Source organism: Bradyrhizobium sp. ISRA436 (assembly GCF_029910015.1).
In the GTDB taxonomy this organism is placed as follows: Bacteria; Pseudomonadota; Alphaproteobacteria; order Rhizobiales; family Xanthobacteraceae; genus Bradyrhizobium.
The window spans coordinates 5,659,127-5,677,848 of record NZ_CP094519.1; the positions used below are offsets into that span (position 1 = coordinate 5,659,127).

An 18,722-nucleotide genomic window follows, 5' to 3' on the forward strand; every position below is an offset into this window, starting at 1 on the left:
GGCGTTCAAGTGGCCTCGACGACATGTTCGGCTGGAAGAACGAGGCCGACATAGATGGCGAAGGCCAACAAGCAAAAGCCAAGCATCACGGCAGCCATCGAAAGTGCCGAATGCCCGTCGAAAAGCGCCGCGACCATTGCGCTGGACAACGCGGCGCCGATCATTTGCACGAAAGCCCTGGCAGCACTGATGGTGCCTACGATGTCCGGCATCGGCCGCACCGCTTCGTTCGTGGTGTGGGGCGAAATCAAGCCGAACGACAATGCGACTCCGACGATCACGATCACCACCAGAACGGCCGACGTGCCTCCCGCGAGCATCACGGCGACCAGGGACGTGGCCAGGAAAGTCGAGAGTGCGAGGCCCGTCACAATCACTTGCGCCGGCGATAGCCCCGAACGGCCGAGAATCCTGTTAACGCGGGTACCGAGCATGACCGATAGCGAACTGGCTGCGAAGATCACACCATATTGATACGGGCTGAGCCCCAGAGCATTGATGAAGAATAGTGATGAACCGGTCACGTAGGCGAATACGGCTCCCGCAGCCGCGGCGTTGCAAAGGATGTAGCCCACACAGAGTGGATGTCGCAGAACGCGACGATAGTTTTGCAGGATCGTCCCATGGCCGCGCTTGAGGTTCGGATCGATTGTCGCGCTCTCGCTGAAGGCCGACATTGCGGCGAGCAGCACTAATCCTGCCGCGAGCGGCACAAGGTAAACAGTCCGCCAACTGCCCAGCGCAAGCAGCACAGCACCGACGATTGGCGCAATCATCGGGACGATGTAGATCGCGAGCACTACGTTGGCCATCTTTGCTGCGGCAGCCTCCCCCTCAAAGAGGTCGTTGACAATCGCAACCGCAGCGATCCCGCTCGCCGATGCGCCAGCTCCCTGGAGGGCGCGAAAGAACAGGAGCTGCGATAGCGAACTTGACAGGAGGCAGCCTAAGCTCGCGGCGACAACGAGTGCACAGCCAAACATAATGATCGGCTTGCGGCCGAAGCGATCGGATACCGGCCCATAGACGAGAAGCGATGCTCCCATGGTCATGAGATAGACGCTCATCGCGAGCCCGACATCGGCTGAGGTCGCGCCGAGATCGGCTGCCGCAGCCGAGAGGCTTGGCAGGATCATGTCGATGCCAAATGTCGGCAAGGAGGCCAGAAGACCGAGCAACAAGGTAAAGGCGAACGAATTTGGATTGATGCGCAGGGCCATGTTTCCATTGATCGGCGTCAAGGCGCGCCATGTCGCCGGCTTGGAGGAATTTTCATCAGGGAAAGACAACGCATCGATCAGGCAACTGTCCGGGAGCACCGCCCGATCAGCACCTCGGCTCGCTCGTCACGCGCGGCCGCGCCGCCGTCGTCCGATTGCCGCGAGAATCTCCATCTCTTGGACAACAGGCGACGTGTCGATATCAGCCTGGATGATTTCGCCAAGGCTTCGGGCTGCGACTTTGAATTGCGGTTCGCTGATCAGCTGCTTGATCGCTGCCGCTATCTCCGGCGCGGACGCTGTCGGTGCCAATCGAAGCCCTGCTCCCTTTGCCTCTATCCGCGCTGCATTGGCTGACTGGTCTCGTCCCATTGGCAGGATGAGTTGCGGCAAAGCATTGATCAGTGCTCGGGTAACGGTTCCGTGACCGCCCTGAGATATGACAACAGAGACGTCCTTCATAATGGTGTCGTGGGGCGCGCCGCGCACCAGATGGACGTTCTTCAGAGCTTGAAGATCGGCTATGTCCAGATTTGGACCGGTCGTGAACACAGCTTCGAGATCAATGGTGCCGACGGCATTGATGACGCGCTGAAATACTTCGCGCTGGCCCTGTGCACCCGTGCTACAGGCGATCAGCGCACGAGGGCGATCGGATCGCGGGGACCTGGGACCCTGCCACGACTTCGACCAACTTGGCACGTCAAGCAAAGGCCCGATGTAGCGAAAATTGCCCGGAAGAGCGTCCGCCTCAAAATCGAAGGCCTGGCTGATGGCAAGCAGAACGCGATCGGCTTCGTCAAACAGCTCCATAGCGTCGCTAAGGACGGGAAGACCGAACTCGAGACGGGCTTGATTGAGGATAGGAAGAGAGGCATTGAATGTTGCCGCGAGCGCATCGGAGGCTCGCCTGACTTCGGCGTGTTCCTCCGGCATTTTCGGTTGCCCCAGTCCGGAGGTCGCGGGCGGCATTCCGGGCAGCGGACGAATGCTGACATGAGGCGAGAGAAACGCGAACGGCACGCCACATGCTTTCGCCCCGACCGCCGCACCAAACAGCAGGTCGAGACCGAGCACCGCATCCGTTGGCACGCGTCCAATCTCCTCGCGAATGTCGGCTGCGTAGGCGGAACAAGGCTCGAAGACGACCCTACGCATCCGGTCCTGCATATCCGAGACATCAGTCGGGTCCGCGGCCCTGCCTATTGGCGCGCGGCGCCATGTCACGAACTCGAAATCCGCGGCCTCGACTTCTACCCGCATGGCCGGATCGGCGATCACGCGAACATGGTGACCATGCCGGCGCAATCGGCGAGCCGCTGTCAAGAGCGGACTGAGATTGCCCAACGTACCCCACGAGGCGAAGAGAAAATTGTAAGAAGTCATCGGCGCCTTTCTTCGCAGTCGCGCATTCCAAGATCTGCAGCCCTCGCCCCGAAGGCGCAACTTAAAGCCCGCGCGCGCGAGCCCAAGGATGCTGCGCGCGAGCCGTCCAGCATGCGGGGCCGGAAAGGTGCTATCCGCGTCACATAAACGCTTCCGGTTTCCGACGCGCCAGTCACCCCCGTTCCATCGACGACACGTCTTCCACAGCGCGCCAGGCCAGCCTTCTCGCATTGACGAGATCTGGTCTGTTTGACGCGGATCTATTTCGATCTATTGAAGCAAGGTCGTGCAGCCGAAGAGAATTCGGTTGAACCCGTCGTTACGACTCGCCTTCTCTACTGCGTACGATTCACCCAAGAGATAAGCAAAGCTCCACAGGTGATTTGCCGATGATCCGGCGATGCCAGCGTGTTGTTTTGATCATGGCCTCAAACCTACAATCTGACGCCACGAGAGATTCAAGTTGTTTTTGACGAGTTCGCAGACCTCATTCCAATCTGCCGCAGGCGAAGCTTGGAAAGCCTCGTCTGATGGAAACATGATGGATCGGCTCGTGCCGATTTGAGCGCAGTGCCCGGACGACGTGCGCGCAGCAAGCGATTTACATTCGTTTGGCGTCGGGTGAGGTTTTTCCCCAGCGAGCTGCGGTCAACAACGAAGCGGCCCCAGCACCTTTGGGGGCCATGGAGGCGGGTGCTAGGGCCGTCGTCGCCTGATCCGGGATTAGCTCGGATCAGCAACCTGATCGTGCATAGCCAATTCGATTCCCGCAATGATCTGAGCCATCAAAATCGCGTAGGTCATATTATTTGTTCTAGCGAGTGTCCCAATTGAGACAGCGGCCGATCACGACGACAATGACCGCACCTCGCGGATCATGATCACGAAGGAAGGAACTGATGTCAGTCGAACCTGACGCATCGTTGTGCCGACATTTTCAAAGACAACGACATCGGAAATTCTGACCAAGCTGCGCAAAATCAAGCCCGTCGCCGCGCCGCTGGCGAGCGTCTTGGCCGAAGCACCAACAGATCACCAGTCGATCACGTTGTCCGACCTGAACAAGGCAATTGAACTGCAGGCCTCGATGCACGCGTTCTGTGCAAGACACCGGGAATGCGCACCTTGTCTCACCGCACGGCGGTCTCGGCATCGACATCGGCAAACCCTGCCAGAATATTTCAGAGGCGCGCGATCTGGACCAGCCGTCCACGTTCGAAAAGGCGCGCCGACGAACTGCGTCATAAGCGATTTACATTCGTTTGAGACCCAAACCGAAATCTGTTCGCGATTACGAGTGCGTTTGGATTTTTCTGGTATACCAACGAGAGCTTTTTTTTGGCGCGGGGAAAGACCGCCCGAGCTGCCGGCCGAATAGACCGGCGCCGGGATAACGCGACGCCGTAAAACCCTCAGCTGAAAACGTCGGATAGTGTGGCGGGTTGGTCGGGGCAGGATGAGATCAGCCAATCCGGAGGTTTTCGGCGGACGTCTTGCCCGAGCGATTGGCCTTTAGCTCGTAACTGACGCGAGCGCCCTCCTCAAGACCGGTGTAGCCGGCCTTTTCGACGGCACGGATGTGCACGAAAACGTCTGGTCCTCCATCGTCCGGCCTGATGAAGCCATACCCTTTGGTCGAACTGAACCACTTCACAATACCCATTGCCACCGCACTATCTCCATAATTGAACGATGGTGATTTAGTGAAGAGTTTTGCAGTCATCAAGCTGGGTGGCAGGGGAAACGCACGGCTTGGCAGCGCACGTTACGTACCAACTTTTTTGCCGCATGGCTTGAGTCCCGCCGCATTGTGCGCGGACCACCAGCACAAGCCCTGGCTTGGAGCACACTTCGCTTTGAGGCTTCAGGATACGGACGGCGTTTTCACTTGCGCAGCATTGGTCGCGGGCTTACCGGTTAGAAGGCAGTTGCAGGGCCGGCACCATACCGCGCCCATGAGGAGCCGAGCTGGGGCGGAACGTCCGATCAGCCTTGCAGAACCAGGCGATCGTACACTCCAATCCCGAAGCTCGTCGCGTAACTCTCTGAAAATCTGAAGCCGTCTCGTCGAGGCAAGGAACGCAGCCGTCGGCCGGCGCGCACACATCCGATCTTCGCCAGCACTTGACGCGACCGGGACGCTGGACATCTCATCGGGACATGGTGAGAACCGGCCGGCCAGGCTCAAAACCCGAAACGTCGCCCCTTTCCAAAAAACCATCGGAGCCCGCCGCTCGCCTCTGATTGCATAGCCGTTTCAAAGAACTCATGCCATTCCCGATTGCCTAACCCTCACCGATGGTCCCGATTCCGATGGCAGACCGGACGAAGGAGGCTGCGTATCTTTTCAAGGAAACTCATCTCACGAAAAATGAAGGACGAGACTTCCCTCGCCCGCTGCTGCCGGGCCAGCGGGCTGGCCCGAGCTAGCGCCGCCTTGCCGCGAACTGGCTATTGCGCACCGGCATGAGGCAACCGCCGCTTCCGACGCTCAGCGAGCAGCAGCGGCTAAACGGTACTGCCGCCACTCGCATGACTGTCGTTTCCTGGCAGGAACAGGACATTGGCTTGTCGCTGCCATTTCTGGTCATAGACGGATTGCCATGCAAGGGCCATGCAAGCCATTCACGCGCGGCGAGCCTCGAGCCAGGATTGCGCCGGCCGCAAGAGCGACGTGCGCCCGCCGGATCGGATCGTCCCCTGTGCAATGCCTGCTACGATAGAGCGTAATCCGCCGCGATATGCTCCTCGTCCGGTCGGTCGCTGGCGGCCGGCTCTTGTCCGCTGGGGCCGAGGGGCGGAGCTGTCGTCGTCGGTAGCGCCCGAAGGCTATCCTGTGTATGTTTCACCGGGTCCGCTAAAGCCTCAAAGGCTCCCCTCGCATCGGCGCTCTCCCTCAGCTCCGTGCCGGCGGGATTGATCCTGTCGTGGGCGGTCACCGCGGCTGCGGTAACTCGGCTTTTGTCCAGCTCTCGAAGGTAGTCCGCCGACCAGTCGTGGATCGTATATTCTTCTAGTTTGTCCATCATCGACCGCCAGCGCCTGACACGCTCCTCACGCGGCATCTTGGCCGCCTGCAAAATTGCGTCCCTGATCTCTTCAGGACGGTTCGGGTCCACCAACAGCGCCTCCTTGTCACTGAAGTCTTCAGCCGCACCCGCGAACTTCGAGAGCACCAGAACGCCGGGATTCTCCGGATCCTGTGCAGCAACATACTCTTTCGCGACGAGATTCATGCCGTCACACAACGGCGTCACGACGCCAACACGCGCCGCGCGGTAAAGGCGCGCGAGTGCCGCCTGGCTGAACGATTCGTTCCTGTACTGGATCGGGCTCCACCCGTCCGTGCCGTGCTCGGCATTGACCTGGTTGATCCGGCTCTCCACCTCGTTTTTATACTTCTGATACTCTTCGACGTCGGCGCGCGAGGGGGGCGAGATCTGCAACAGCGAGATGCTGCGCGGCTCGGCCTTCGCCAAAACCTGATTGAAACCTTCGACCCTTTTATCGATGCCCTTGGTGTAGTCGAGCCGGTCGACGCCGATCGCAAGCGTGGTGCCCTCGACGCTTTTCAGCAAGGACGAGACTTTTTCCTGCTCTGCGGGAGACAAGTCTGCAGCCAGGTAGTCTGCGAACTGCTTTGGATCGATACCTATCGGGAACTTTTGACATCGCGTCCGGCCACGTTCCGAGATCACAACGCCGTCCTTGCTCTCCAGCCCGAGATGGGAACGCATACAGTCGAGGAAATTGTTCACGTCCCGGTTCGTCTGAAAGCCGAGCAGATCATACTCCAGCATCGACTTCATCAGTTCGCGATGATTGGACACGAGCCCTATCATGTCAGGGGTCGGCCATGGCGTATGCAGGAAAAAGCCGGTCGGCCGTTCGATGCCGAGCTTACGCAGATCGGCCGCGAGCGGAAATAAGTGATAGTCATGCACCCAGAACGCGTTCCGATCCTGCAAGCTGGACGCTGCGCGCGCGATGAAGGCGTTCATCTCTCGATAGCTGCGATACCCCTCTTCCGCGGGCGACATCCGGTCGGGCAGGGAGTGCAATACCGGCCACAGCCTCGCGTTCGAATAATCTCGATAGTAGCCGGGATAATGCGCGGCCGGCAGATCGAGCTTGGCCACATGGCCTTCGCCAGCTTCCTGGAGCGGGAGAGGCTTCTCAGTCCCGTCGCCGCGGCTGTCCGAGGAGAACATCCAGATCGCGCCGGACCGTTCAACGACCGGCTCGAGACCCGCGGCAAGTCCGCCGACCTGGGGTTCATTGGGATCGAAGGGCGCGCCGCGGTTCGAAATGACGACCAGCTTCATGTCCGGTCGCCGGGCTCGCGTATCGACGCGATCATTCAGGTCGCTGGAGACGACGGAATGGGAGGAGCTCGCGCCGGCTGGTTGCTCCAGTTCCAATGGGATCTCGCTCAGGTGTCGATCAAACGCCGCCTGATCTGTCGTTTCAGGTTGCTGAGTGGCGTATAATATATAGCTTCGGTGCTCAATGTTGCCACGTCGAGAGTGTCATGGACTCGATCCATTTCGTAACTCCGTTTGACGATGTTTTCGTTTGATGCGGTTTGCGGATCAGCTCCCAGTCATTTCCACCTCATAAGGCTGACAGGTCTAGCTTTCGGGAAGCTGACCGGTCGTACAAGTGGCCGCATTGGTTCTCTCATCGAGGACTATCGGCTAGATCGGAGCGGATGGGACGGCGACACGTCGGATTAAAGGGGAAGACGAGCTCGACCTTCATCGCCTTGATGAGCGCACGCCGCCACAGGCGGTCCGGCGAGGACATGACGGGCCCGACGCCAAGGACCCGAGCACTGGAGCAGGATCGCCCCTTACGTGATCATCACTTGCGCGGCCGTCCGCGCGCATCTGCGAGCATATGCAGGAGTAGGCATGGACCGTGACTTGACCTGGTTGCGCCGCCCGGCGGCTCGATTGACAAGCGGTCAAATCCATTGCGGAACATCACGAGCTATCACCCGCGCCTGCCGGTGAGCACGCGCAAGGGTCGCGGGCCGCGCCAAATCGTTTGCTCGAGCAAATTCTGGACAGGTTTGCGAAGACTGGGGCGCACTTAAGATTTTGTCCTTGATAAGATCCGCTGCGACCGCGGACGTGCGCTATCGATGCCTGCGACCCGCGTTCGGATTTGCTTGAGCGCGACGCGGCGGCTGGAGGCTCGTCACCTATTTGATGCCAATCGGAATGGGGTCATCGCGCCAAAAGCACACTTCGGCGACCTCGAGCGCGGGCGCCAGCCTTCGAGGTTGGGCTCGGCGATCACTGTGCTCCAGTTGCGGGATGGCGGTCGTGACCGAGCCGGTTTCGATGCCGAAACCTGCTTGCGCAAGCTGGGCCATACATCGCGCTCGTTTTCCGCTCGCGCCGTCCACCACCTGCGACAGCTTCCCGAATGCGGCCTGCCGCTGTCCGAAAGCCGATGAGCCTGTATGCCTCGACAACCGTTTCGTCGACATGATCGCGATCGGTCGATACGTCCGCTCCACCAAGTTCGGCGCGGTTAAGCGTTTCGTCGTCCGCGAACGGTCGGCCGTTATCGAATTGGCAGACAAGTCGGCGCGGCCAGCCCTCAAGCCTTCATTGCGCCTTGCACATTTGTGTCAAGTGCGTAGATCGACGTCGTGCCGCAGATATACAGTCTGTTTCGCTGCTGACCGCCGAAGCACAAATTGGCGACGGTTTCCGGGATGTGGACCCTGCCGATCAAATCTCCATCCGGCGTGTAGCAGCGTACGCCGTCCTCGCTGGGATCGCCCCACCCCACGGAGCACCAAACCCGTCCGGCGGTGTCGCAACGCGCCCCGTCGCTGACATTCGACTTGGGCATTTCCGCAAAGACTTTGCCGTTGAGCAGCTTTCCGGCTCCGACATCGACGTCGAATACGCGGATCTGACAGGGATTGTCATGACTGTCCGAGAAGCCGCTGTCGATGATGTAGAGCTTCTTTTCGTCGGGTGAGAAGGCAATGCCGTTGGGCTCCACGAAATCATCAGCAACAACCCTGACCTCGCCGGATTTCGGATCGACCCGGTAGACGTTCATCGTTTCCTGCTCAGGCTCGGCTATGTTGCCACCCGAATAGTCGCTGATGCCGTAGGCAGGATCAGTGAACCAGATCGAACCATCGGACGAGACAACCACCTCGTTGGGTGAATTCGGCTTCTTGCCATTGCACTTGTCGGCGACGATCGTGATCGAGCCGTCGAGCTCGGTCCGGGTGACCCGCCGGCCGCTGTGTTCGCAAGTGATCAGGCGACCTTCTCGATCAATGGTGTTCCCATTCGCGTTCATGGACGGTTGGCGGAATACGCTCAAATGATTGTCGTCCTCTGACAGCCGCATGATGCGGTTGCTCGGAATATCGCTGAACAGGAGGTAGCGCCCTGCCGGGAAGCAAACCGGTCCCTCAGCCCAGCGCAATCCAGTCGCGATGCGCTCAACCGCGCTTGTGCCAGAAAAAATCGGAAGGTCCGTGGAGCCAAACAAGATCTTGGGCTTCTTGAGAAACTCAATATGAGTGTCTGGATGGCGACTTCCGGGGAGCGGTCCCAAGGGCAACGGATCCGCATTCGTGATAGGAGCGCCCGTGTCAGGCGGCCTTCCGCCACAGCGGTTCCGATGACCGGGGCGATTTGCCCTGAGGCGGAAAGCATGCGTTTGCCACCAGCATGACTCTGGAACGAGGCTGCCCCTTGTCAGATTTCCGACATTGCCGTTTTCAACCGGACGTCGCGCTGATCTCACGGCACCAGCGCATTTCGCGACTGCTTTCGGTGGAGACGGACGGATGACGCGCTTCAATGCGACACGGTGACTACGGTCCTATTCGAATCTTCGCGAAGGAAGGGTGCCGGTCCGGAGTGCTGCGAGCAGCGAACCGTCGTCGGCGAACAGGTCCCAAATCATGATCCCGGCGAGTGCACGGCTGCGCGCGTATGATGCCTTGCGTGCGATGGAGAACGGATCGTCGTAGCTGATCCATATGCGCTGCTCGGCGTTATAGAGCCACGGCACCTGGCCCTCGTCGCTCCAATACCGGCGAAAGCCATGCTGCTGCGGGCGCCGGGCAACGAGATCCCGATAGTCGATGCCGTCGCCCCCTCCCCACTCGCGGCTCGCTGTCGCGCCCTTTTGGAAGAGCCCGCCGTTTTCCGGCGGAACGCCGGCAACGGCCCGGCCATAGAAGGCGACCCCGAGCGTCACTTTGGCGGGAAGCACGCCGGCCCGGATCAAGGCGGTTACACTCGAATCGACATTGAGATCGGGATTTGGATCGCGGGCGCTGGCGAACAGCGGAGCATTGAAGGCGGCAAGGCCCGAGCCCGCGTGATAGTCGTAGGCCATCAGATTGATGCGGTCGACCAGCCGGGCCACAGCGGCCGCCTCCAGATGGACAATCTTGTCGGGAGCGGCCGACACGGCAATGGTGAGCTCGAGCTCCTTGCGTTCGGACGCGGAACGCTCGGCGAGTTTTCGGCGGAGCTCCGCGATCAGGAGCGTGAAATTAGTACGGTCTTCAGGGCGTGCGAGATTTCCTGGCGCTCCTCCTGAGACGGGAAACTCCCAATCGACATCGACGCCATCGAACAGGCCCGGATACGGCCGAAAGAATACCTCGATGACGGATTGGGCGAACCGTGTGCGCGACAGCGCAGTTGCGGCAGCGGCCGAGAAATATTTCGATCCGCTCCAACCGCCCAATGAAATCAGGATCCGAAGCTGCGGGTTGATCCGCTTCAATTCGGCGAGTTGGGCGAAATTGCCGCCGAACGGACCGGACGGCACCATCCCGTCGCAGACGCCAGCATCAAGGCAGCGATCCGAAAGTTCAGCCAGTCCATCTGCCGAAACCATGCCGAACGCGTACATCAAATGGGTCAGCTCGCGAGCCGGGATCATCCCGATGTCTGGACCGCCCGTCCTGACCTTCCAGGGGGCGACATAGCCGGCGACCACCGACCTCCCCGCCGGCGTCGTCTTCCCCTGCCGAACTGTGTATCCGCATACAAGCGCAGAAAGTCCCGCTGCAGCGAAGATTCGACGATTGACTGCCACGACCTTCTCTCCGTCAAATTGTGGCCTGCACCAACCGATGGAGCGGTCGCCTCCACGACATAAGCTTTTTCATCGTTCAAACCTGTCGAACGAAAAATGGTCGACTCGGTTGTCTCGTGTGCGCAACGCGATCTCATTCAGCCATCCATTCGCGGTGCGCTTCATCTCTGATTGCGCGGCCAGGTCCGCTGCATTTCGACTTGAAGCTGATCGAGCTCATGCTCACACGCAATTTGGGCGTTCGCGAGGGAGTTTGGCTTCCGCAGGCCCGCGAAATGTCGATCGAGCGCGAAGCGCCCATCCCGACTGCAAGCTCTCGCGATGCGTCCTGCATGTCGCACGACGGTGCTCTCTCACAGGATGCAGGTTGAGCCGCTCTCTGCATTCTCCTGGTTGTTCGTTGAACGCCAACCGCATCTCTGGACACCGCACGATGAACTGACGTGCCGACTTTCTAGCTGATTGAGCAACCACGATATCGTGACAAATCAGTGTCCAGAAGTCCTTCTGAAATGACGCGCATCAAGCTTGCGCCGGCTTCCGGCTGGAGGGGGACGTCACGAAATTCGCACCAGAGGGGTCCCGGTGAGGACAAACTCGCTTGCCGACGCCCCTTGTCCCGGAGGGCGGCATGCGCTGGCCAATCAGCGAGAGCTCAGCTGGTATCGTCCCTTTCTTTGCCCTTGTGACGGAGCAGGTCACGCCAGCCGCCTCGGATGAGGCGCAAGCCCATCCGGACCAGGCGAATGGTGCGGCTACGCAGATCGTGCGTCTTCCAACCCCGATCGGGAATGCGAGGCTTGCCAAACAGACCTTGGGCGATGTTGCGATAGCTGTTGCCTTCTAGCCACCCATCGACTGCACGCAAGGCGAGGATGTGCCGATGCCGGGTCCCGATCGATTGAGCAAGAGGCGGTCGTCCAACGGGGCGCTGTTCGAGCGCGAGCCAGAATCGATGCGCAGCCTGCAAACGGAGGTCGAAATTACGGTCGAGCGGCAAGTCGACGGCAATCGACGATCCGTTCGGCGGAAGTTCTCTCAGCCAAAGCCGATGCTTCGCTCCGCCGAGCGGCACGATGGCATGCCACCCATCCGGCGCTTCGCGAAGCTCGCTGCCTGCGAGGTTGGCGAAATCAATCCCGTACGGACTGGACGCGGTCGGGCAGATCGCCGTGCGGATAGCCAGCACGGTCGACAGCGCCTCAGGCGACCAGAACACAGCCTGTTTGTCGAACGGCTGGTTCGGATCAGCTGCGAAACGTCAGTCCCCACTTCCGCCGGAAGTGATCCGTCGCGCTGGGTTTGTTGCTCCTGAGCAAGGCCCTAAAGTCCTTTTTATATTCGCGATCGCGGCGCAGCCACTCCCACGCTATGTCGGCGGCTTCTGCTTTCCTGACATCGTGGTATGCGCTCTCTGATCTCCAGTCCGCACCTGACATCGCACTGTTTTCCCCGCGGGCTCTGAATGCGCGCGCAAGGAAACGGCAGGGTTGTGACGATTTATGGTTGCACTCATTCAGATATTCAACATGCGATCCACTAATGCGATGGACTGATCAACTTTTGCGATGACAAGAAACTCACGCCCGCTTCGGATACCGTCACTCTTCACTTTTCGGCGCCAACGATCGCCCGACGTGCTAACTGGCCGCCTCGCACGGCCAGTGGCTCCGGGTGATGACAGCGAAACATCGGATCCTGGCACGCCGACAACAAGCGAGCCGCGATCGGCGCCAAGGATAGCACTCCATTCGGGGCTGCCGTCTGAGCGGTTTCAACTGGAGATGCGTATTCCGCCGATGTGGTCTCAGCCCTGCCCGGCGGCCTGCATCGCCTCGACCGCCGCATGTTCGGCCGCACTGGCGATCGCCTCATTGGCTCGCTCATAATGCGGTTGCAGCGCCCGGAACAAAACCTCCAACGCAACCTGCCCGTTCGTCAGCTTCGCGCTAAGTCCACGCGCCAGTCCATCGAGCGCGTCCCAGGCGGCGATCACTGCTGACGCATCGGCTTCAATCGGCTCATGCGCGACCAGCGGCGGCCCGAGGTGAACGAGCCAGTCGACCGCTCCGGCCCGGGCTCCGTGCCGCCCGATCGATGGAAACAGCTCCTCCCAGTACGTCTCGACCATGCCGCGCAAGACGCCGAAGCCGACGGCAAGGCCCTCATATCCCTCAACCCGAAACAAGCCATAGGTGGCCCAGGCAGCAACCAGCATGTCTTTTGACTGGTTGGACAGAATGTTGAGCGACAGAGCATTGACCTTGCTCCAGTCGACCGCAGCCGGTCCGTCGAGATCGATGCGCCGAACCTCGGCTTCAAGTCGTTTGAAAACGGCTGCCTGTCGAATATTGATGCCGGCGGGTCGAGGACCTGACACAGGCGCCGCGCCGTGGCGCGAACGTGCAGCGATGTTGTCGCGGACTGCGATCCAGTAATCGATCATGTTGACATAACCGGGTATCCGTTACGACGGGCCGGGCTCATGGAATAGACGCCCCTGTTCCCGCTCCTGTACACTCCGCCCGGAGCCGACGACGTCGTGAGCTACCATTGCCGCTCCTTACGGGCGCTGCCGATGGCAATCATCAATCAAGGCTTATGCCAATTCCGACAGCCTGATTGTAAATGCAATTTGCTCGATAGGACGCGTCATCGACCCGACAGTGTTGCACAACCGACATGAGAGATTTCGCAGGCCCGCAGCCCGGAAGGATGTTGGAATCATGGAGTTGTCCGGCTCGGACACACCACGCCCGGGATGCCGTCAAAACCTCTATGAACCAGGATTTCCTCCGCGGCAGCCGGCCAGCTGAATTCGGTGATTGTGATCTCCTGTCCTGGCTGTTGCAATGTCGCGCGTGCGAACGCATTGGCCACTCGCGCATTCGCTCAGTCTGGACCAGCAGCAAGGTTGTAGGATCAACACATCCTCCGCCGCTTAACTCGAGCCTCCTGGTTGTAGTCTTGCCCAGCATTCCTAATGCATCTCTCTCCATGCGATTCGCACGAATTCTGGGCCGGTCAACTACCAGTGCTCGTCATTGATCCAGATGACAGCCACATGTCACCTTTTCCATTGATGAACGTCGGCCGGTCAAGCGCACAGGAAATCGGCATGCAAGCCCAATCGTCTTCCGCTCCCGCCAACGGCCGCATCCACATTGCCAACTCATCACTTGCCGGAAGAATGCGTTCCCAGATCTGCTGCAGCAGCGAACTCTCATTCCTGATGGAAGCGCATGATGGCCTCTCCGCCGCAATCGCCGAGCGCGCAGGTTTCAAGGGGCTCTGGGCATCGGGGCTGTCGATTGCCTCCGCGCTGGGCTACCGCGATGCCAATGAAGCATCGTGGAGCCAGCTTGTCGACATAGTCGGGCGGATCGTGGATTGCAGCCGCCTTCCGGTCCTGGTCGACGGGGATGGCGGCTTCGGGAACTTCAACAACGCTCGTCTGCTGGCTCGCAAACTCCGCCAGTGTGGCGCGGCCGGCGTCGCGCTGGAAGACAGCTGTTTCCCGAAAACAAATTCGCTGATTGGCGATCGACATCCGCTCGCCGACATTGACGAGTTCTCTGGCCGCTTGCGCGCTGTAAAAGATACAGTCGCGGACGATCTGATCCTTGTGGCGCGTATCGAGTCGCTCATCGCCGGGCACGGAATTGACGACGCAATTTCTCGCGCCCACGCCTATGCTGACGCAGGATCCGATGCGATCCTCATTCACTCGCGAAGAACCGCCGCAGACGAGATCTTCGCGTTTACGCGCGCCTGGCAGAACAAGTTGCCGGTCGTGATCGTTCCAACGAAGTACTATCGAACCCCGGTGTCGGCATATCGCAGGGCTCACGTTTCCACAGTGATCTGGGCCAACCACTCCATGCGGGCTGCAATAGCGGCAATGCGACAGGTCTGCGGTCGCATCATCGCTGAGGAGAGTAGTGCCAGCATTGAGCCCACGATTGCGACGCTCGATGAGGTCTTCGAGCTGCTCAGTTACGACGAACTCGCTGATGCGGAAACGCGATATCTGCCCGAGCCACGAGGTCCGGATTATCATGAACAAAGCAGCATCGATTTTGAAGGGCCGTTGTCATGAATCGCACCGCGCTGCGATCCGGAGCAAGCTATTCAACGCTCATTTCATCTGAAGTCACGTTGTACGGCAGACAGCTCATCCGCCGCCGTGCATTGACCCCATCCGCTGTCTCAATCGCCTCACGTCTCAGGGGGCATCCCGCCACCGAACGCGGCCGCCCTGCCAGACGAACGAGCGCCTTGAATGTATTGGTGCTTTGCTCGTTTCGCGCCACGACAACAAAACTATCAACCCATGATGAATGGAGCGCTGGGCCTGACGCAACGTACGGCTGTCGATCGACGCCGAAGCTCGAATTGACGATGCGGCCCCGCAACTATAACGGAGAACCGAATGACGAGCAGCGCTCCCAAAAATGCCGTCATTCTTGCCGCCGGCGTCGGCTCCCGCCTGCGACCACTGACCGATCTGCGACCAAAGCCGTTGGTCGAAGTCAATGGAACGCCGATCCTCTATAACGCCCTGCGACATCTGGAGACGGTCGGCGTACAGGAAGTGACGATCGTCGTCGGTTACCGAAAGGAGGCAATTCAATATGCGTGCGGGACCCGCTTCGGTGAGCTGAAAATTGCCTATGTCGAGTCTTCCGTTTTCGACCGTACCGGTAGCGCATATTCCCTCTGGCTGGCGCGCGACGCACTCTTGCGCGGCGACATCTACCTCCTTGAGGGCGACGTTTTCTTCGAGGAGGACGCCCTGCACTACCTTGCACGGAGCCCGGCGGCTGACGTAGCCGCCGTCGCGCCATTCCAGCCGACAATGCAAGGATCTGCAGTCCTGCTTTCCGAGTGCAGGTTCATCTCGTGTTTTCGCATGAAACAATCCGGTGCCGACCTGTCGATCGGCGGACCGATGCTTTTCAAGACGTTGAATCTGCTTCGGCTCTCAGGATCGACCCTGTGCACGACGATTGTGCCTTCGCTCAACGAGATCATCGCTTCAGGAGCTACGGGGGCCTATACCGAAGAGCTCCTGTCATATCTGGTGGAGCATCGCGGGCTTCAACTCGCGGCGATCCGCTGTGACGGTCTGCGATGGTACGAGATCGACAACGCCGATGATCTTCGTATCGCCAGCAACCTGTTCGCTGATAGAAGCATCGCCAGGCGGCCGCAAGCCCTGCGATCCGATTGAAGGAATGGTCATGCTCCGCTACTTGCTTGACCCGGCAAATGCAATCACGGCGTCAGGAGTGTTATTGTCGGGGGCTGCGCTGTCTCTAGCGATGGACGGGCGCATCGAACTTGCCATTTCAGTTGCCCTGTGGGCGATGCTGGCCGATCACCTCGACGGTATCGTCGCGAGCCGAACGCGAGGCCGTTCCGAACTCGCTGGCAGGATCGGCAAGAGCCTCGACGGTTACGCTGATCTCTTGTACGGGGCCGTGTTTCCGTCAATCATCCTGCTGCGGTTGAACGGCGTTACCACACCGTCTGCCACGGTTGCCACGCTGCTGCTCCTCGCAGGCGCGCTGCGCTTGAGCCACTTTAACATCGCTGGATTGACAGCAGATCGCGCTTTCACCGGTGTTCCGTTATCCTACGACGTTCCGCTCCTGGCGCTGCTCGTACTGATACAGCCGCTTTTGGAACGGTCATCGTTCTCATGGCTGGTTCTTGGCTCATTCATTGCACTTGCCACGTTGCATGTTTCGTCGATTAGGGTACCGGCACCGACCCGTCCGATGTATATCGTGATCTTGCTCTTCAGCATCGTTGCATCGGCGAGCCTGTCAATCCGGGCGATGACTTAGGCTGGTTATTTCACCTGATGCGAGGAGCCGATGCAAAGCGGGATTATTGACCTGTCAAGAGCCGTTCCCCCGATCGTTCCAGTTCTGGAATCATCGCTCGCCGCGAGCATTGCGAGTCGTCTTGAGGAGCGAGGGGCAGAAGGAATTCTAAGAACCAACAGACCGCGTGGAACGGCGGGTGATCGACTGGCCGGGGCGAAATGGATCTCCCAGCGGCTGAAATTTACGCCGGATATCGACCGGCTGGTTGTCACGAACGGCACCCTGAATGTCCTGTTCCTGCTTCTGAACCAGCTGGTCGGCAGGAACGGAACTCTATTGGCCGAGGAGATGACGTATCCCAATTTGCAGGCGCTGTCCGGGATGCTCGGATTCAACATCAAGGGAATCCGCCTGGACGCCGATGGCATAAGTCCGGAGGCGTTTGAGCATGTTTGCCGCACAACACTTACACCCAAGGTCCTCTACACGATCCCGACGGTGCAGAATCCGACAGCAGTCGTCATGCCGCTGGCGCGACGGCTCGAGATTGCGGCAATTGCACGAAAGTACAACGTTCTGATTATCGAAGATGATGTGCAAGCTCTTATGGTCGACAATGCCCCCGCTCCCCTCGCAACGCTCGCCCCCGAGCTTACCTGGTACGTCATGGGTCTTGCCAAGACCATCGTGATGGGCATGCGGGTCGCGTTTGTGATGGCGCCGCGGCCAGAGGATGCAAACGCGTTGATCGATCGGTTCGGCAAGATGTCCATGTGGTTTGTGGCGGCCCTGCAGGCTGAGCTTGCGCAAGCCTTCATCACGAATGGAGTTGCATATGAAGCCGCGAAGCATATCAGGGATGTAGCAACGTCGCGGCGCAAGATGATTGCGGATATCCTGCATCGACCCGAGCTCGCCGACCGGCCGCGGGCGCTCCACCTATGGGTCCCGACCCGAACGGACGCGGGAAAGCTGGCAGCGGAGGCTCTTTCCGCTGGCGTTCTTGTCCGTCCAGGTTTTCAGTTCGCGGCCACGACAGAATCAGCTGAAGCCATGCAGGGTCTTCGTGTGTCGTTTTGCGAAACACGGAGCGAGGATGACCTGTGTCGTGCCGCCGAAGTTCTGGCACGCATCCTGTCGCGATAGAGCCTTTCATTGGCGGATTCAGAATTGAAGGGCATCGGGTATCTGGTTGCATCGAGCGCCAGCTTCGTTGCGCTATCCAGCCTGATCAAAATGCTGGCGCCCGAAATACCGGCGGCAGAAATCATCTTTCTTCGGAGTTTGGCAGCGCTTCCATTCTTTTCTGGAACGTTCATCAAGGGGGGCAGCTTTGGCGTCCTGGACATACTACTTTCCAAGAGGCATTTCTTTCGCGCGATATTCGGCTATCTCAGCTTCCTGTGCTATGTTCTTTGTCTGGGTCACCTGCCCCTTTCCGACGCAGTGGCTCTTTCCTACACGGCTCCGGTCTGGGCTTTTCTTCTGGCCACAGTCGTCCTGAAGGAAATGGTGAGTTTAGGGCTTGTCGCGACATTGCTGCTCGGTTTGACCGGGACATGGTTTGTCGTTCAACCGGATCTTGCAGCACCCGATCCATGGCAGGCGGTCGGGCTCGCAGGTGCCGGGATGGGCGGTCTTGCGATCATGGTCGTTCGGCAACTTTCGTCAGGAGAGTCACCTGAGCGAGCCTCATTCGGATTCATGATCTGGACGACATTGATCGGTCTTCCGCTTGCGCTTCGGGATTGGGTTTGGCCGCGGCCGTCAACGCTCGCATTGCTGGCTGTCGTCGGCTTTCTTGCCGCGTTCGTGCAAATTTGCCTGACCAGAGGCTACGCCCTCGCGCGGCTGGCCCGGGGCGCCATCTTCGACTTCGTGAGACTTCCGGCGAGCATGGTGGCGGGCCTTCTCTGGTTCAACGAACAACCTGCCCGCTCGGCATGGTTTGGAGTCGCCCTGATCATATTCGGTTCCGCTTTCGCTGCCGCGCATGGCTCGGTAAGGCGCAATAGCGACGTTGAGCGGGCAAAGAGATTCTAGACGGAGCAGTACAGGGAAAGGAGGTCCAATCCCCATCATGCGGCGTTGTTGTTTCAGTCGCGCAGGACCCTGTCTTACAACAGAGGCATCCCATGCAGCCTGTGCAGCCGATTGGCTAGCCCTCCAGGGGGATCAGCCGTAC

14 protein-coding genes are annotated in these 18,722 nt (G+C 59.6%); 5 read left to right on the forward strand and 9 right to left on the reverse strand.

Annotation, left to right across the window (positions count from 1 at the left end; genetic code table 11):
• Positions 1-5: 5 nt before the first annotated feature.
• From MTX23_RS26495 to MTX23_RS26535, 9 genes are all read right to left on the reverse strand, one after another.
• Entirely contained in the window at positions 6-1,319 is a 1,314-nt protein-coding gene (locus MTX23_RS26495) for a Bcr/CflA family efflux MFS transporter (RefSeq protein WP_280973144.1), read from the reverse strand.
• 27 nt (positions 1,320-1,346) lie between these two features.
• A complete protein-coding gene (locus tag MTX23_RS26500; RefSeq protein WP_280973145.1) occupies positions 1,347-2,606 on the reverse strand; it encodes a glycosyltransferase in 1,260 nt (419 codons plus the stop codon).
• Between the two features lie 1,462 nt (positions 2,607-4,068).
• Complete coding sequence (locus MTX23_RS26505; protein ID WP_280978203.1) at positions 4,069-4,275, reverse strand: cold-shock protein; 207 nt, start codon at positions 4,273-4,275, stop codon at positions 4,069-4,071.
• A gap of 1,045 nt (positions 4,276-5,320) precedes the next feature.
• Complete coding sequence (locus MTX23_RS26510; RefSeq protein WP_280973146.1) at positions 5,321-6,931, reverse strand: trehalose-6-phosphate synthase; 1,611 nt, start codon at positions 6,929-6,931, stop codon at positions 5,321-5,323.
• Between the two features lie 881 nt (positions 6,932-7,812).
• Entirely contained in the window at positions 7,813-7,986 is a 174-nt protein-coding gene (locus MTX23_RS26515) for a hypothetical protein (protein WP_280973147.1), read from the reverse strand.
• 230 nt (positions 7,987-8,216) lie between these two features.
• A complete protein-coding gene (locus MTX23_RS26520) occupies positions 8,217-9,161 on the reverse strand; it encodes an SMP-30/gluconolactonase/LRE family protein (RefSeq protein WP_280978204.1) in 945 nt (314 codons plus the stop codon).
• A 309-nt stretch (positions 9,162-9,470) separates the two neighbouring features.
• A complete protein-coding gene (locus MTX23_RS26525; RefSeq protein WP_280973148.1) occupies positions 9,471-10,604 on the reverse strand; it encodes a glycoside hydrolase family 18 protein in 1,134 nt (377 codons plus the stop codon).
• Positions 10,605-11,358: 754 nt separating this feature from the next.
• Positions 11,359-11,922 carry a DUF2285 domain-containing protein gene (locus tag MTX23_RS26530; protein ID WP_280973150.1) on the reverse strand — a complete coding sequence of 188 codons (564 nt, stop codon included), beginning with the start codon at positions 11,920-11,922 and terminating at the stop codon, positions 11,359-11,361.
• Between the two features lie 588 nt (positions 11,923-12,510).
• Positions 12,511-13,149, reverse strand: coding sequence for a type VI secretion system ImpA family N-terminal domain-containing protein (locus MTX23_RS26535; RefSeq protein WP_280973151.1), 639 nt, complete (start codon positions 13,147-13,149; stop codon positions 12,511-12,513).
• A gap of 744 nt (positions 13,150-13,893) precedes the next feature.
• Between MTX23_RS26535 and aepX the strand changes: the two genes are divergently transcribed.
• The 5 genes from aepX (at position 13,894) to MTX23_RS26560 (ending at position 18,580) form a co-directional block, all read left to right on the forward strand.
• Positions 13,894-14,802 (forward strand): phosphoenolpyruvate mutase, encoded by a 909-nt coding sequence (gene aepX / locus MTX23_RS26540; protein ID WP_280978205.1) that lies wholly within the window; start codon positions 13,894-13,896, stop codon positions 14,800-14,802.
• Between the two features lie 333 nt (positions 14,803-15,135).
• Complete coding sequence (locus MTX23_RS26545) at positions 15,136-15,936, forward strand: phosphocholine cytidylyltransferase family protein (protein ID WP_280973153.1); 801 nt, start codon at positions 15,136-15,138, stop codon at positions 15,934-15,936.
• A gap of 10 nt (positions 15,937-15,946) precedes the next feature.
• Positions 15,947-16,555: a CDP-alcohol phosphatidyltransferase family protein gene (locus MTX23_RS26550; protein WP_280973154.1), complete on the forward strand. Its 609-nt coding sequence runs from the start codon at positions 15,947-15,949 to the stop codon at positions 16,553-16,555.
• 30 nt (positions 16,556-16,585) lie between these two features.
• Positions 16,586-17,683 carry a PLP-dependent aminotransferase family protein gene (locus tag MTX23_RS26555; RefSeq protein WP_280973155.1) on the forward strand — a complete coding sequence of 366 codons (1,098 nt, stop codon included), beginning with the start codon at positions 16,586-16,588 and terminating at the stop codon, positions 17,681-17,683.
• Between the two features lie 24 nt (positions 17,684-17,707).
• The gene (locus MTX23_RS26560) at positions 17,708-18,580 is read left to right on the forward strand and encodes a DMT family transporter (protein WP_280990701.1); all 873 of its coding nucleotides are present in this window, start codon (positions 17,708-17,710) and stop codon (positions 18,578-18,580) included.
• The last annotated feature ends 142 nt before the right edge of the window (positions 18,581-18,722 follow it).

Coding starts and splice junctions, on each gene's coding strand:
- MTX23_RS26555 (WP_280973155.1), top strand. CDS start 16,586: ATGCAAAGCGGGATTATTGACCTGTCAAGAGCCGTTCCCCCGATCGTT.
- MTX23_RS26550 (WP_280973154.1), top strand. CDS start 15,947: ATGCTCCGCTACTTGCTTGACCCGGCAAATGCAATCACGGCGTCAGGA.
- MTX23_RS26535 (WP_280973151.1), bottom strand. CDS start 13,149: ATGATCGATTACTGGATCGCAGTCCGCGACAACATCGCTGCACGTTCG.
- aepX (WP_280978205.1), top strand. CDS start 13,894: ATGCGTTCCCAGATCTGCTGCAGCAGCGAACTCTCATTCCTGATGGAA.
- MTX23_RS26510 (WP_280973146.1), bottom strand. CDS start 6,931: ATGAAGCTGGTCGTCATTTCGAACCGCGGCGCGCCCTTCGATCCCAAT.
- MTX23_RS26515 (WP_280973147.1), bottom strand. CDS start 7,986: ATGGCCCAGCTTGCGCAAGCAGGTTTCGGCATCGAAACCGGCTCGGTC.
- MTX23_RS26500 (WP_280973145.1), bottom strand. CDS start 2,606: ATGACTTCTTACAATTTTCTCTTCGCCTCGTGGGGTACGTTGGGCAAT.
- MTX23_RS26545 (WP_280973153.1), top strand. CDS start 15,136: ATGACGAGCAGCGCTCCCAAAAATGCCGTCATTCTTGCCGCCGGCGTC.